Raw genomic sequence first — 15,074 nt, 5'->3', positions numbered from 1 at the left:
AAGTCAAATTCCAATCCAAAGTAAAAACCACCCTGTTCTCACAAAGTGGTTTCAATATATAAATTCAAAATTAATATCCTAATTCACAGAAATAAGCGCAACATCAAAAATTAGAATTGAGCCACCAGGTATTCCGGAAGCACCATTATTACCATAAGCTAAATGAGAAGGAATAAATAAGGTACCGCTTCCGCCTTCCTTAAAATAAGTCATGCCTTCAGAAAATCCTTTAATTAGCCCTTCCAAATCAAAACTTACGTTTTGTGAGCTTTCATCAAAAACCTTATCGTCTGTAAAATAGCCTTTATAAGTTAGTGTTACATTATCGGTAAGGGTAGGTTGTGCGCCATCGCCCACGGTATCTATGGTGTAATACAATCCAGAAGGTGTTTGTTGTGCCACCAAATTATTATCAGCTATATATTTTTGAATGTCTTCTTCATTTTCAGTAACGTAATTCACGTAAATAAGTTCTATATCAAAAATAAGAACTGAACCACCAGGAATTCCTCTAAAATCATTACTGCCATAAGCCAAATGTGCAGGGATTAATAGTTTTCCGCTGCCGCCTTCTTTAAAATAAGTTATACCTTCTGTCCAGCCTCTAATAACTTCTTGTAAATTGAATGAAACACCTTCGGCAGTACTTTCATCAAAAACAGTTCCATCTGTATAATAGCCTTTGTAGGACACTTTTACTCTGTCGGTTGTAATAGGGTTATCTCCTGTTCCTGGAGTGTCTATAACATAATATAAACCAGAACTGCTTTTCTGTGCCGTTAAATTGTTATCGGCAATAAATGCTTGAATTTCTTGGTCATTTTCCGCTGAATAATCTTTAATTTCATCTTTAGAGCATGATGAACATAGCACAAGCGCAAATACAATTGTTAAATTTCTCATAGTGTTTTTTTGTTGGTAAATATAGAAAAACCACCTTGTTTTTACATCGTAGTTTTTATAAGTTTCAGAGAACCTGCCTAGTCGGCAGACAGAAGCGAAACTATTTATATTTCTTCCCGCCCTGCGAAGTTGCAAACTTCAAAGAGTGGAGAGCGGAAAAATCAAAATATATCAAAAACGAAAGGTCGCCTAAAAATTGCTTTTAGACGACCTTTTTACTTTTGCTATTAACCATAGGGATTTACAATATGTTTATATCTTAATCTCGGTTAGATAGCAAAGTTATAATGTTACATTAAAAAAAAAAATGATGTATGTTAATAAATTTAGTTGTTTGATAATTCTTTTCTAATTCTGCTTAAACTTTCTGTGGTAATGCCTAAATAAGATGCAATATGGTAGTTTTTGAGACATTGCTCAATATTATGAAACGACTTAACAAAGTTGATGTAACGCTCGGTTGCAGATTGGGATAAATTTGCTAAAATCCGTTTTTGAAAACCTGCAAATGCACGTTCTAACTTTATTCTAAAAAATGTTTCTACCTTGGGTATTTTAGCATATAAAAATTCTTTGTCTTCTTTAGAAATCTTATATAATGTAGCTTCTTCCAGCACTTCTATGGTCATTATAGATTTTGATTCGGAAAAAAATGCTGTATAATCACTAATCCACCAATCTTTATAACCAAACTGTACAGTATATTCTTTTCCTTGAGCATCATTGTAAAATGAGCGCAAACATCCACTTTCAATATAATATTGAGCATCAACACTATCTCCAGCTTTTAGTAGTATTGCTCCTTTTTTGTGGGTTTCTTTATGGAATACAGAATTTATAATCATGACCTCTTCATCTGAGAAACTAAGATCTTTAAATATTTCTTTCACTATTGATTTGTTAGTGTCCACTTTAAATTCAATTAGAAGTGCTAAAGTGCGAAAAATCTCTTTACCAACATGGAATAATCGTTATTGCGTAAGATAAATTAGTCAATTTGCATAAGATGCAAAAAACCACCTTGTTTTCACAAAGTGGTTTTAGATTTTATAAGTTTCCGCGAAAGCGAAAAATGTTTGTAGTTTCTATTAATGAGATTCGCTCACCGGCCTGCCGGCAGGTTCGAGGGAATGACAAAATATCTCTATTTAATCATCTCATAACTGCGCTTGATAAAGTTCGTCAATTCTTCGCCTTTCAACAAGCCTTGAGATAAACGCGCCAAATCTAAACTTTGCGTAATTAAACGCTCTTGTTTCTTTTTGGTTTTAGTACTGAGAATTTCACTCACCAATTCGGAATTTGTATTCACGACCAAGTTGTACATTTCTGGCATGCTTCCAAACATATTCATACCGCCTCCACCTCCAGAAGCTTGCATTTCTTTCATACGACGCATAAATTCTGGTTGTGTAATTGTGAAAGGCGATTCGTTACTATCCATAGCTTCCAATTGAACTGCGAATTTTTCAGAAGGAATAACTTCTTTCAATAATTCGTCTAAAGCTTTGGTTTGCTCTTCATCTAATTTAGAGATCGTCGTTTCTTCTTTCTTGATTAAATTGTTAATATGGTCGCCATCAACCCGGGCAAACGTAATGTTTTCTTTAGTGCTTTCTAATTTTTGGATTAAATGCGAAACAATTGGAGAATCTAGCAATAAAACCTCGTAATTTTTAGCCTTGGCCGTTTCAATATAACTGTGTTGAGCATCTTTATCCGAAGCATACAAGATTACTAATTTGCCATCTTTATCGGTTTGGTTCGCTTTTATTTTATTTAATAATTCTTCATAAGTATAGTACTTTCCGTCAACTGTTGGATATAAAGCAAATGCATCTGCTTTTTCATAGAATTTATCTTCAGAAAGCATGCCGTATTCAATCACAATTTTTATATCGTTCCATTTTGCTTCAAAATCTTCACGGTTATTGTTGAATAATGATTTTAATTTATCGGCAACTTTTCTAGTGATGTAAGACGAAATCTTTTTAACCGCACCATCGGCCTGTAAATAAGACCGCGATACGTTTAATGGAATATCTGGAGAATCGATAACACCACGCAACATGGTTAAAAATTCTGGTACAATACCTTCAACATTATCAGTTACAAAAACTTGATTTTGATACAGTTGAATTTTGTCCTTTTGAATCTGGATATCATTCGACATTTTTGGGAAATATAAAATCCCTGTTAAATTAAACGGGTAATCAACATTTAAATGAATGTTGAATAATGGCTCTTCAAATTGCGTTGGATACAATTCTCTGTAAAAGTTACTGTAATCTTCATCCTTTAAATCTGCTGGTTGTTTTGTCCAAGCTGGATTTGGATTGTTGATAATGTTGTCAACGGTTATTTTTCTATGTGGCTCGGTAGTTTCTTTACCGTCTTTATCTTTTGTTGTTTTAGGATCGTGCTCTGGGTCGTTTATTTCCTTTGTTCCAAATTTAATTGGAATAGGCATAAACTTGTTATACTTATTTAAAAGTTCACGAATACGGGATTCTTCAAGAAATTCGGTAGAATCTTCAGCAATATGAAGAATGATCTCAGTACCTCTTTCTGTTTTGTCAGATGGCTCTAAAGTGAATTCTGGAGAACCATCACAACTCCAATGTGCAGCTGGTTCATCTTTATAAGATTTAGTAATGATTTCAACTTTTTCGGCAACCATAAATGCGGAATAGAAGCCAAGACCAAAATGACCGATAATTCCAGAATCCTTAGAAGCATCTTTATATTTGTCTAAAAACTCTTCAGCTCCAGAAAAAGCAATTTGATTGATGTATTTTTCAACTTCCTCGGCTGTCATACCTAAACCTTGGTCTATAATATGAAGTTTTTTGCCTTCTTTATCAATTTTAACTTCAATTTTTGGGTTGCCATATTCAACTTTAGCATCGCCTATATTTGTTAAATGCTTTAGTTTTAAAGTTGCATCTGTGGCGTTGCTAATAAGCTCACGTAAAAATATTTCGTGGTCGCTGTACAAGAATTTTTTAATAAGCGGGAAGATATTCTCTACCGATACATTAATGTTTCCTTTTGTCATGGTATAATTGTTTTGTCATTCCCGCGAAGGCGGGAATCTGTTTATTGATTAACTTATTTTTCCTTATCACAACTAGTCAACAAAAATGCCAAGTGATGAAATATGACAAACTGACACGACTTTTTCTATGGAAAAAGTAAATTTCAACAACAAAATTCCAAAACATAAAAAAAATGTTCATAACAGTATTTGGAATTTAGTTTTTTGGAATTTGAAGTTTGGTTTTAGAGTTTGATGCTATTATTTTGTATTTTAGTTATGACAAAAAAAGATTTCCGACCATTCGGAAATAGAAAAACATGTTTATTATATGTACAACTCAAAAATAATAGGACTAGGTAAATACTTGCCAGACAATGTGGTGACCAATGCTGATTTATCAAAAATGATGGATACCAACGATGAATGGATTCAAGAACGCACAGGTATAAAAGAACGGCGTTGGATTCCCGAAGGTTCTGATGATACCACCGCGGTAATGGGGGCAAAAGCCGCTAGAATCGCCATTGAGCGCTCTGGTTTAACCAAAGACGATATTGATTTTATTGTGTTTGCTACATTAAGTCCAGACTATTATTTTCCTGGCTGTGGTGTGCAAATTCAAGATATGTTGGAGATGCCTACAATTGGTGCTTTAGATATTAGAAACCAATGTACTGGATTTGTGTATGCGGTTGCTGTGGCTGATCAATTTATAAAAACGGGCATGTATAAAAATGTGTTGGTTATAGGTGCCGAATTTCATTCGGGAGGATTGGAAAAATCTACCAGAGGAAGAGGGGTTACCGTTATTTTTGGAGATGGAGCAGGAGCAGCGGTTTTAAGTAGAACGGAGGACAATACTAAAGGTGTATTATCATCGCATTTACATTCTGAAGGAAAATATGCTGAAGAACTGACCGTAATTGGTCCAAGTATTAAACATTGGGTGCCAGAAATTTTAGAGGCCAATGACCCCGATGACACCTCTTATTATCCTTATATGAACGGTACTTTTGTGTTTAAGCACGCCGTAGTACGTTTTAGTGAGGCTATAGTTGAAGGGCTTAAAAAAAATAAATTACAAAAAGAAGATATTGACATGCTAATTCCGCATCAAGCGAATTTGAGAATATCCCAATTTATTCAAAGGAAGTTTGGTTTGAGAGACGACCAAGTGTTTAATAACATTCAAAAATACGGAAATACAACTGCGGCATCTGTAATTATTGCATTAACCGAAGCTTGGGAAGAAGGAAAGATAAAAGATGGAGATACGGTTGTATTGGCAGCTTTTGGAAGTGGCTTTACTTGGGGAAGTGTGATTATGAAATGGTAAATTCCTGTGAAAGCAGGAATCTATTTTTCATTTTAAAGCAACATAGCAACAAAAAATCAAAAACCCGAAACCGGTATTTTCATACAGTTTCGGATTTTTTTTTAGCTATTAACCAACTAACTTTCAATTAACACAAATTTTGAAAAGAGAAGCCTCTATAAATAGTTAGATGATAATGGCAAAAAATAGATTTATTTTACGGTATTGTCATCTAGTTCATACTAAACAAAACTCGAAATACAAAGATTTCGAGTTTTAATGTGAAAACACATTAACCGTTTAATCAATTGTTTTTTAAAGTGACTAACTCAAATAATTATTAATCCGGTTTTTGGTTATAGTAAGTTAACGTTTTTGTTTTAAAAAAATTGTGTAAACTCGTTAATTTTAACAGTTTAATCGTTATTGTGTTAAAAAGCAAAACTCCAAAGCTTGCACTTTGGAGTTTTATTCAATAACCTATGTTTATAAGGCTATTAAAGTTTTTACATAAAGCCACCACTACCAGATTGGGTGTTGTCATCTCTTTGTTTTCTTCTTAAAGCACGATATTTACCGCCTCCAAATCTATAGGATAAAGCTATGTTCCAAGTATTGCTTTCCCAGTTAAAACCTCCGATAGTAGGGAATGGTGAATCACCTTCAAACTCAAATTTCATGGTATTAAAAATATCACTGTAATTAAAACTGAATGTTGCTCTTTGGTCTTCTAAGAAACTATAGCGCATTCCCGTGTTTACCATAAACATTGGCTTTCTTGTAAATTGAATGCCTTTTTGTTCTCCTCTATACATTGTGAATAATGAGAAACTTAGACTTTTAGAGGCTTTAAAGTTGTTGAACAATCTTAGGTTCCAAATCACATTGTCAACTTCGGTTTTACGAGTTTTAATATCTGCAACGGTAGCGTTTTGAATATTAGGATTGTCTATAAACTCAGTAATACCAGTTTGTTGTTGCGAATACAAATCGAAACTACCATTTAAACTCCACCATTTGGTAGGGCGATAATTACTAGATAACTCGATACCATAGGCGGTTGTGTTATCAAAATTATCATAGGAGAGTATCACGTTTCCAGAAGTGATATCGGTTCTGTCAATTCTAAGAAATCTGTTAATATTATCTTCAATCAATCTGAAAAATACGCCTCCCGTAATACTTCCTTTTTTAAGTTTTCGGGTATAATTAAGTTCTGCCGAATTTGTAAACTGGGGTTGCAGTTCTGAGTTCCCGAATGATGATACCCTTGGTGTGCTCCATTCGCGAATAGGATTAACTTGTCCTAATCCAGGTCTATCCACACGACGGCTTACACTAAACTGATAGGTGTTTTTATCCGAAGATTTATAGCTTAAAAATGCCGATGGATACACCTGGAAATAATTGTTTTCAAACGGAATGAATTCTGTGCTGCCGTTATCAAAAATCCGTAAGGCATCTGCATTTACGTTTACTTGTTCTGCACGCGCTCCAATTTGGTAATCCCATTTTTCAAATGTTTTTCCGAAAGTGACATAAGCAGAATAAATGTCTCGACTGTAATCAAAATCGGTACTTGGCGTTGGGATGGTATTGCCTTGCACATCAAAAGTTTGTCCGCTAGACATGTAATCAATATCAGAATTAAATAAACGCGCTTCTAAGCCTAATTCTAGTTTTGTTTTGTCATCTATTGGCTTTACATAATCAACGTTAACCGTAGTTTGATCTCTATTGGTGTCCACATTATCAACGTAATTTGGAGGAAAACTAAAGTTTACAAAATCAAAATTTGCCAATTCATCTTTATTAAAATCGTTATAATCTATTTCAATATCCAGCGTTTCATCTTCATCATTAAATTCATGTTTGTACGCTAAATTATATTGACTTGATAAGTTGTCGGTAACATTGCTAAAGAACTGCTGTTGAAACAAGTTTGGATAGGTAACCGAGGTTATTCCGATGCCATCGCCCTCAAACATATTTTGATTGGTAAAAAATGAAATAGTGTTTTTATCATTCAAATAAAAATCCACACCCACTTTGTATAAATGGGATTTGTTATTGTTCCCAAATATGAAATCTTGACGTGAATTATCATCCAATCTATCAACGGCACCAAAATTATCGTACTTACCAATATTATTCCCATAATTTCCGTAGAAGTTGAATTTCCCGTGTCGGTAGTTCATATCAATAGAACTATTGAATTTTGCGAATATCTCTTTCGTCAATCCTACATTAATATTTCCATTAAATCCAATTTGTGTGCTCTTGTGTAATTTAATGTTGATGATACCGCTCATGCCCTCAGGATTATATTTAGCCGAAGGATTGGTAATCAACTCAATTTGTTTAATAGATGTTGAAGGTATTTGTTTCAGCAACTGCGCAATGGGCACATTGCTTAGTTTGCCATCAACCATTACACGAACGTTTTCATTGCCGCGCAAACTAATATTTCCAGTTTGTTGATCTACATTCACAGACGGTAAATTATTCATAATATCACTTGCCGTTGCCCCAGCTGTGGTCAAGTCTTTACCAATGGTAATCACTTTCCTATCTACTTTCTGTTGGATTGTGGATACTTCTGCGACAACGGTTACTGCATCTAAATCCTCTAACTCTTCTTCTAAAAAAACAGTACCGAGATCTACATTATAATTACCTCTTTCTAAAGTCACAGATTTATTATAGGTCTTATAGCCAATATATTGAATACTCACAACTATTTTGCCTTCTTCAATTTTTTCAATTTTAAAAGAGCCATCAGCCTGAGTAATGCCCCCAGTTAATGTTTCGCCTTTTGCGTTTTTAATTATAACGTTTACATATGGTAAGGGTTGCTTGAGTTTTGCGTCTAAAACTGTTCCTGAAACAACTCCTGTTTTTTCAGTATTTAGTTCAGGATGAATCGCGCTCGCTGGGGCTGAAAAATATGTAATGAGCAGTACTACTGAAAAAAGAAAATTTTTCATTGTAATTGATTATTTTGATTGATGTGGTTTGTTCGATTAACAAAGAGACGCCTCTTTTGTAATTATGTTACTATTTTTAACAAAAATTTAAAATTATTTAACATTTATGAACAAGAAGACTTTGGTAATGGGAGCATCGTTAAAACCAAATAGATATTCTAATTATGCCATTCAAAGATTAGTTGCTAAAGCAATTGATGTAGTTGCATTTGGTATGAAGGAAGGAGAGGTGTCAGGTATAAAGGTTAGTTCAGAATTATTGAATTACGAAGAAGTGCATACTGTAACTTTATATTTAAATTCCAAACGTCAAAAAGAATATTACGATTACATAGTCTCTCTAAGCCCTAAGCGTGTCATTTTTAATCCAGGCACAGAAAACCCTGAATTTTATGATATTTTGAAAGCAAATAACATTGAATTTGAAGCGGCTTGTACTTTGGTGTTACTTTCTACGAATCAATATTAATCCAACGAAGGTTATGAGGCCGTTTATAATCAATATTTCAAAACCAATTTGATAGCCATTTAAAAGATCTACGGAATACATATTTAAGATGTAGCTTAAAATTGGGGCAATAATAGCAATTGCCCAAACATATTTGTCCTTAATTTTATGTTTTGTGAAAATTCCGAAAGCGAATAAACCTAATAACGGCCCATAAGTGTAACCGGCAGCTTTAAACAGTTCCCAAATAACAGAAACATCTTTAAAAATTAAATCGAATAGAATAATGACGATGACCAAAAGAACGCTCACTAAAATGTGGGTTCTTTTTCTAACTTTTTTCTGAATGGGCTTTGGCTTTTTGTCCAATTCAATAATATCGATACAAAATGAAGTTGTTAAAGAGGTTAAAGCAGAATCTGCGCTGGAATATGCCGCAGCAATTAAACCCAATAAAAAGAATGCTGAGGTCACAACACCTATTTCTGGGAGCATAGCGATAGTGGGAAATAAATCGTCTTTTTTAGCAGTAATGCCATGTTGGTTTGCGTATTGCGTCAATAATAATCCTAAAACCAAAAATAAAATATTCACAAAAACGAGTACCACACTAAACGACACCATATTTTTTTGAGCTTCCTTTAGGTTTTTGCAAGTCAGGTTTTTTTGCATCATATCTTGATCGAGACCTGTCATAGTAATGGTAATAAACATACCAGCAAGAAAACTTTTTATAAAATATTGTGCATTGTTTACATCGCCAAAAAAGAATGTTTTGCTCAAAGGACTTTCCTTTACATTTAAATAAATTTCTGAAATACTATTTAAATCTAATGCCGAAGCTAAGAAGGTAATGGTCACGACTACAGATATTAACATGAACAACGTCTGTAACGTATCCGTAAAAATAATAGTTTTAATCCCACCTCGAAATGTATAAAGCCATATTAAGGCAATAGTGATAATTACAGTAACAGTAAACGGGATATCAAACTGATTAAACACCAAAAGCTGTAAAACCTTCGCGACCAAAAACAATCTAAAAGCGGCGCCAACAGTACGGGAAATCAAGAATGAAATCGAGCCTGTTTTGTAACTTATATTTCCAAACCTGTCCTTTAAATAGGTGTAAATGGAAGTTAAATTGAGTTTATAATACAGCGGAAGTAACACATAAGCAATGATGAGATATCCAAAAAAGTAGCCAAAAACAACCTGTAAATATCCAAATTGTTTGGTTTCAACAGCGCCAGGCACCGAAATAAAAGTAACCCCCGAAAGCGATGCGCCAATCATCCCAAAAGCCACTAAATACCAAGGTGCGGATTTATTGGCTTTAAAAAACGCTTCGTTGGAATCTTCCTTTCCTGTGAAGTAAGAAATCAAAATTAAAACTACAAAGTAGGCAAGGATTAAAAGCAGAATTTGGGTTGGGGCCATATATTATTTATTGGTTTTTAAAACTCCAAAGTGTATTTTTTTTGGAATTTAGTGTTTGTTTTTTTGGAATTTTAATTTAAATTTTTGAAAGTACAAATATAAATTTAAAAATAGGCTTATATGTACTTGTGGAAATTACACTTGTCTTTAAAAAGGCAAATGTAAAAATCGATTTACAATGGATAACAGAGCAAATACATGTTTTATAAAAAAATGCCGTGTTTCGATAACTATCGGAAACACTAATGTTTTCCTCTTTTATGGATTAATTTTAGTACATGACAAAAAATGAAATATACCTTAAATTTTTTGTTTGTCAATTAGTTTGCAATCTTGAATTGTTTTCAGACCCTTCAGGTTTTTAAAAACCTGAAGGGTCTTGTTTTTAGCAATATAACCGTCGTTTAACAACGGTTAAACTATATTTATCATATACTAAATGGATGCATACAAAAAGAATCTGCACTAATTTTTTATTAGCGATAATTATATTTCCAGCTAATATTTAGTTTTATGGGTGCATTCGTGGCGAAAAATAATTTTAAATAAAAAGTGGGTTTACTTTTAAAAGACCGACTATAAATTAGTGAAATTCGTGTCTAAGCAGTAATTTTGCAACTATGGAATTTTCTTCAAAACTGTTAGAGAATGCGGTCAACGAAATGTCGCAATTACCAGGTATTGGTAAGCGCACAGCATTGCGTTTGGTACTGCATATGTTGCGGCAACCAAAGGCGCAAACTACCGCTTTATCAGAAGCATTGCTTAGTATGAGACATACGATTAAGTTTTGTAAATCCTGTCATAATATTAGCGATGTGGAGTTGTGTGAAATCTGTGCAAACCCAAATAGGAAAGAACGTTTAATTTGTGTTGTTGAAGACATTAGAGATGTTATGGCGATTGAAAACACAAGTTCTTTCAAAGGACTATACCATGTTTTGGGTGGTAAAATTTCGCCAATTGATGGTATTGGGCCTCACGATTTAAATATTGTCTCTTTGGTGGATAAAGTGAAGTCTGGCATTGTAGATGAAATTATTTTTGCATTAAGTTCTACCATGGAAGGCGATACCACCAATTTTTATATTTTCAAACAAATTCAAGAATATAACGTTACAACGTCAACCATTGCAAGGGGAATTTCCGTTGGCGACGAGTTGGAATATACAGATGAAATTACCTTGGGCAGAAGTATCGTTAACCGTGTGCCGTTTGAATCATCCTTAAAACTATAACAACCCTATTTGAAGCTTTCAGTAATTATATTGAATTATAATGTGCGTTACTTTTTAGAACTCTGTTTGAAAAGTGTACAAGCTGCTACCGTTAATCTTGATGCGGAAATTATAGTGATTGACAATGATTCGAAAGACGAAAGTTGCATCATGGTCAAGGAATTATTTCCAGAAGTCAACCTCATTGAAAACAAAGAAAACTCGGGGTTTTCTAAAGGAAATAATAGTGGTGTTGCACAAGCAAAAGGCGAGTATTTATGTATTCTTAATCCAGATACGGTCGTTGCCGAAGATACCTTTGAAAAGCTGCTTGAATTTTGTAAAGATAAAAATAGGCTAGGTGCGGTAGGTTGTAAATTAATAGATGGTACAGGAACTTTTTTGCCAGAAAGCAAGCGAAATGTTCCTATTGTAAGTGTTGCTTTAAAAAAGGTGATAGGGAACTCAAAACACTATTACGCAAATCATTTAACCGAAAATGAATCTGGGAAAATAGATGTTTTGGTTGGTGCATTTATGTTTCTAAAAAAGGATGTATATCTGGAAGTAGGCGGATTTGATGAAGATTATTTCATGTACGGAGAAGATATCGATTTATCCTATAAAATAGGGAATGCAGGCTACCAAAACTATTATTTTGGAAATACCAGTGTGATTCATTTTAAAGGCGAAAGTACTTTAAAAGATAAAAAATACGCCGAACGATTTTACGGTGCAATGCAAATTTTCTACAAGAAACATTTTAAGAAAAGTCTGTTTTTTGACACGCTAGTTTGGTTCGGGATTAAAATAATGCCGCTTATTAAAAAGAACACAGAAACTGAAAAAAAAGCGGTTTCTCAATATGTTTTAATTTCAGATGAAAAGATTAAAAATTTGGAATCTGTTTTATCAAAAGAACTTTTAGTTGAAAAAGAAGTTGCCAATTATGAAAACGGAACTGAACTCATATTTGATAATAACGTATTGACTTTCAGTAAAATAATAACTGATATGGAAGCGCAATCAAAACATAAAACCTGTACCTTTAAAATAGTGCCAAAAAATTCTAATTTTATATTGGGGAGCGATAGTGCTAATGGAAGAGGCGAGGTTATTGGTTTTTCGTAGGTTTTGTTGTAGATAATTTAACAGAATTGATGATTTTTCGTTAATTTTGCAATCGTAATAATAAATAAAGGCTTTAATTTATAAAAATGGCAAAGTTTGAATTGACATTACCGAAAATGGGAGAAAGCGTTGCGGAAGCAACCATAACATCTTGGTTAAAAGAAGTTGGTGATACTATTGAGTTGGATGAAGCAGTTTTAGAAATTGCAACAGATAAAGTAGATAGCGAAGTGCCAAGTGAGGTTGATGGTGTTTTAGTCGAAAAACGATTTAATGTTGACGATGTCGTTCAGGTAGGACAAGTATTGGCGGTTATTGAAATTGATGGAGATGAAGATCAATTATCAAGTGCGCCAGAAGAAGAAGCAAACGATTCTGAAGAAGACATTGAAAGTCAGTTAATTGAGCGTGTTGAAAAAGCTAAAGAAGTTGTGGCAACTACCGCACCGGCCATATCAAGTAATGAGCGTTTTTATTCGCCATTAGTTAAAAATATTGCAAAACAAGAAGGGATTACCCAAGAAGTATTAGATACTATTCCCGGAACAGGAAAAGAAGGAAGGGTAACTAAAAATGATATTCTAGATTATATCGCAAACGGCGGAAAATCGTCTGTAAAAGAAGTTGCTCCTAAAAAAGAAATTCCTGAAACACCAACTGCAATTGCGCCAGAAGTTAAAAAACAAGACCCAAAACCAGTAGTTGTTAGTGGCGAAGATGAAATTATAGAAATGACGAGAATGGGGAAACTTATTTCTAATCATATGACAGATTCTTTAAAAACTTCGGCACATGTACAAAGTTTTATTGAAGCCGATGTGACTAACATTTGGAATTGGCGCTTAAAAGTAAAAGATGGTTTTGAAAAGAGAGAAGGTGAAAAACTAACGTTTACGCCAATTTTTATGGAAGCTGTTGCCAAAGCATTGCGAGATTATCCCATGATGAATATTTCGGTTAATGACGACAAAATCATCAAAAAGAAACACATAAATTTGGGGATGGCCACCGCGCTTGGAGATGGTAATTTAATAGTGCCTGTGATAAAAGATGCAGACCAATTGAATTTGGTAGGCATGACGAAAAAGATAAATGATTTAGCACATCGAGCACGACTAAATAAATTAAATCCAGACGATATTCAAGGTGGAACATATACGGTTACAAACGTTGGTTCGTTTGGCAGTATTATGGGAACACCAATAATCAATCAACCGCAAGTTGGTATTTTGGCCTTAGGTGCCATTCGAAAAGTACCAGCGGTTATTGAAACTCCAGATGGGGATTTTATAGGCATCCGTTACCGTATGTTTTTGTCTCATTCTTACGATCATAGAGTTGTGAATGGTGCGCTTGGGAGTCTATTCGTGAAAGCTGTCAAGGATTACTTGGAGGCTTGGGATAGTGATCGAGAAGTGTAATTCCTGCGAAGGCAGGAATCTAATTTGTTTGTACTAAGCAATGTAACCTTTCAATGGTTATTGGTTCAAAAAGAATTGACAAGTATTTTTTACAAACTTATTTTAAATATATAGGTACATGACAAAAATTGAAATACAAAGTTACATTATTAATTGTCTGTAGTTAAATAGCATACTTCTTCCAGACCTTTCAGGTTTTGAAAACCTGAAAGATCTCAATTTCAGAGGAGTCATTACATTAAGAAGCAATACTTTAATAATTCCTCTTCTTTTTTAAGGGGAGGTGCTGGTAGGCGGAGGGGCCAAAGCAAAAGCTAACTAAATAAGAACTAGAAGTTTTTGGCTTGAATTAAAAAAAATATCATAAAAATCAATCAAAAATATAATGCAATTAAACCTAACAAAACCCATCTGTTTTTTCGATTTAGAAACCACAGGAATCAATATCACAAGCGATAGAATTGTAGAAATAGCAATCCTAAAAGTACATCCTAACGGCAAGGAGGAAAGCAAAACGTGGCTTGTAAATCCAGAAAGACCAATTCCTAAAGAAGTTACTGAAATTCATGGCATTTCAGATGAAGATGTGGCAGATAAACCAACTTTTAAGGAATTAGCCAAAGAAATTTACAACATGATAAAGGATTCAGATCTGGGAGGTTTTAACTCTAACCGATTTGATATTCCGCTTTTGGCTGAAGAAATGTTACGTGCCGATATAGATTTCGACATGAAAAACTGTTTAGCGGTTGACGTACAAACTATTTTCCATAAAATGGAACAACGTACTTTAAGTGCAGCTTATAAATTTTATTGTGATAAAAGTTTAGAGAACGCACATAGTGCAGCAGCAGATACCAATGCCACTTTTGAAGTTTTAAAAGCACAAATCGCTAAATATGACGACCTTGAAAACGATACCAAGTTTTTAGCAGAATTTAGCTCTCGAAAAAAGTTTGCAGATTTTGCAGGTTTTATTTCATACAATAAAAAAGGAGAAGAATGTTTTTCCTTCGGAAAGCATAAAGGCAAATTGGTTACTGAAATTTTGGAGAAAGAACCAGGCTATTTTGGGTGGTTATTGAATGCGGATTTTCCGTTATATACTAAAAAGGTGTTGACTGCTATTAAATTAAGGAGTTTTAATAATAAGTTGGGTTGAAAAAAAGAAG

11 protein-coding genes are annotated in these 15,074 nt (G+C 33.9%); 6 read left to right on the top strand and 5 right to left on the bottom strand.

All coding sequences use genetic code 11. From position 1 onward, the window contains the following. Nucleotides 1-78 precede the first annotated feature (78 nt). The 3 genes from ABXQ82_RS18055 to htpG all read right to left on the bottom strand — a co-directional run bounded on the left by ABXQ82_RS18055 (nt 79) and on the right by htpG (nt 3,961). Nucleotides 79-903, bottom strand: coding sequence for an FKBP-type peptidyl-prolyl cis-trans isomerase (locus tag ABXQ82_RS18055; RefSeq protein ID WP_367063076.1), 825 nt, complete (start codon nt 901-903; stop codon nt 79-81). A 326-nt stretch (nt 904-1,229) separates the two neighbouring features. After that, nucleotides 1,230-1,793: a Crp/Fnr family transcriptional regulator gene (locus tag ABXQ82_RS18050; RefSeq protein WP_367063074.1), complete on the bottom strand. Its 564-nt coding sequence runs from the start codon at nt 1,791-1,793 to the stop codon at nt 1,230-1,232. 254 nt (nt 1,794-2,047) lie between these two features. Continuing rightward, nucleotides 2,048-3,961: a molecular chaperone HtpG gene (gene htpG, locus ABXQ82_RS18045; protein ID WP_367063072.1), complete on the bottom strand. Its 1,914-nt coding sequence runs from the start codon at nt 3,959-3,961 to the stop codon at nt 2,048-2,050. Between the two features lie 310 nt (nt 3,962-4,271). On the opposite strand from htpG, the gene ABXQ82_RS18040 reads away from it, so the two are divergent. Beyond that, complete coding sequence (locus ABXQ82_RS18040) at nt 4,272-5,279, top strand: beta-ketoacyl-ACP synthase III (RefSeq protein ID WP_367063070.1); 1,008 nt, start codon at nt 4,272-4,274, stop codon at nt 5,277-5,279. A 485-nt stretch (nt 5,280-5,764) separates the two neighbouring features. On the opposite strand, the gene ABXQ82_RS18035 is transcribed toward ABXQ82_RS18040, so the two are convergent. Continuing rightward, nucleotides 5,765-8,245: an outer membrane beta-barrel family protein gene (locus ABXQ82_RS18035; RefSeq protein ID WP_367063068.1), complete on the bottom strand. Its 2,481-nt coding sequence runs from the start codon at nt 8,243-8,245 to the stop codon at nt 5,765-5,767. Nucleotides 8,246-8,351: 106 nt separating this feature from the next. On the opposite strand from ABXQ82_RS18035, the gene ABXQ82_RS18030 reads away from it, so the two are divergent. Next, nucleotides 8,352-8,714 carry a CoA-binding protein gene (locus ABXQ82_RS18030; protein WP_367063066.1) on the top strand — a complete coding sequence of 121 codons (363 nt, stop codon included), beginning with the start codon at nt 8,352-8,354 and terminating at the stop codon, nt 8,712-8,714. On the opposite strand, the gene ABXQ82_RS18025 is transcribed toward ABXQ82_RS18030, so the two are convergent. Next, the gene (locus ABXQ82_RS18025) at nt 8,691-10,133 is read right to left on the bottom strand and encodes a sodium:solute symporter (protein WP_367063064.1); all 1,443 of its coding nucleotides are present in this window, start codon (nt 10,131-10,133) and stop codon (nt 8,691-8,693) included. The two genes, ABXQ82_RS18030 and ABXQ82_RS18025, sit on opposite strands and share 24 nt — an antisense overlap. A 620-nt stretch (nt 10,134-10,753) precedes the next feature. On the opposite strand from ABXQ82_RS18025, the gene recR reads away from it, so the two are divergent. The 4 genes from recR to ABXQ82_RS18005 all read left to right on the top strand — a co-directional run bounded on the left by recR (nt 10,754) and on the right by ABXQ82_RS18005 (nt 15,064). Next, nucleotides 10,754-11,371: a recombination mediator RecR gene (gene recR, locus ABXQ82_RS18020; protein ID WP_367063062.1), complete on the top strand. Its 618-nt coding sequence runs from the start codon at nt 10,754-10,756 to the stop codon at nt 11,369-11,371. 9 nt (nt 11,372-11,380) lie between these two features. Next, on the top strand, nt 11,381-12,481 hold the full coding sequence (locus ABXQ82_RS18015) for a glycosyltransferase family 2 protein (protein WP_367063060.1): 1,101 nt from the start codon (nt 11,381-11,383) through the stop codon (nt 12,479-12,481). Between the two features lie 86 nt (nt 12,482-12,567). Continuing rightward, a complete protein-coding gene (locus ABXQ82_RS18010) occupies nt 12,568-13,902 on the top strand; it encodes a dihydrolipoamide acetyltransferase family protein (protein WP_367063058.1) in 1,335 nt (444 codons plus the stop codon). A 385-nt stretch (nt 13,903-14,287) separates the two neighbouring features. Then, a complete protein-coding gene (locus tag ABXQ82_RS18005; RefSeq protein ID WP_367063056.1) occupies nt 14,288-15,064 on the top strand; it encodes a 3'-5' exonuclease in 777 nt (258 codons plus the stop codon). Nucleotides 15,065-15,074 lie beyond the last annotated feature (10 nt).

Source organism: Algibacter sp. 2305UL17-15, assembly GCF_040720935.1.
Taxonomy (GTDB): domain Bacteria; phylum Bacteroidota; class Bacteroidia; order Flavobacteriales; family Flavobacteriaceae; genus Jejuia.
Note: the sequence above shows the minus strand (reverse complement) of the source record. Positions and strands in the feature narration are given on the sequence as shown.

Bases quoted from the DNA above. Each gene is read 5' to 3' on its own strand.
- ABXQ82_RS18055 (WP_367063076.1), bottom strand. From the start codon at position 903: ATGAGAAATTTAACAATTGTATTTGCGCTTGTGCTATGTTCATCATGC.
- htpG (WP_367063072.1), bottom strand. From the start codon at position 3,961: ATGACAAAAGGAAACATTAATGTATCGGTAGAGAATATCTTCCCGCTT.
- ABXQ82_RS18040 (WP_367063070.1), top strand. From the start codon at position 4,272: ATGTACAACTCAAAAATAATAGGACTAGGTAAATACTTGCCAGACAAT.
- ABXQ82_RS18035 (WP_367063068.1), bottom strand. From the start codon at position 8,245: ATGAAAAATTTTCTTTTTTCAGTAGTACTGCTCATTACATATTTTTCA.
- ABXQ82_RS18030 (WP_367063066.1), top strand. From the start codon at position 8,352: ATGAACAAGAAGACTTTGGTAATGGGAGCATCGTTAAAACCAAATAGA.
- ABXQ82_RS18025 (WP_367063064.1), bottom strand. From the start codon at position 10,133: ATGGCCCCAACCCAAATTCTGCTTTTAATCCTTGCCTACTTTGTAGTT.
- recR (WP_367063062.1), top strand. From the start codon at position 10,754: ATGGAATTTTCTTCAAAACTGTTAGAGAATGCGGTCAACGAAATGTCG.
- ABXQ82_RS18010 (WP_367063058.1), top strand. From the start codon at position 12,568: ATGGCAAAGTTTGAATTGACATTACCGAAAATGGGAGAAAGCGTTGCG.
- ABXQ82_RS18005 (WP_367063056.1), top strand. From the start codon at position 14,288: ATGCAATTAAACCTAACAAAACCCATCTGTTTTTTCGATTTAGAAACC.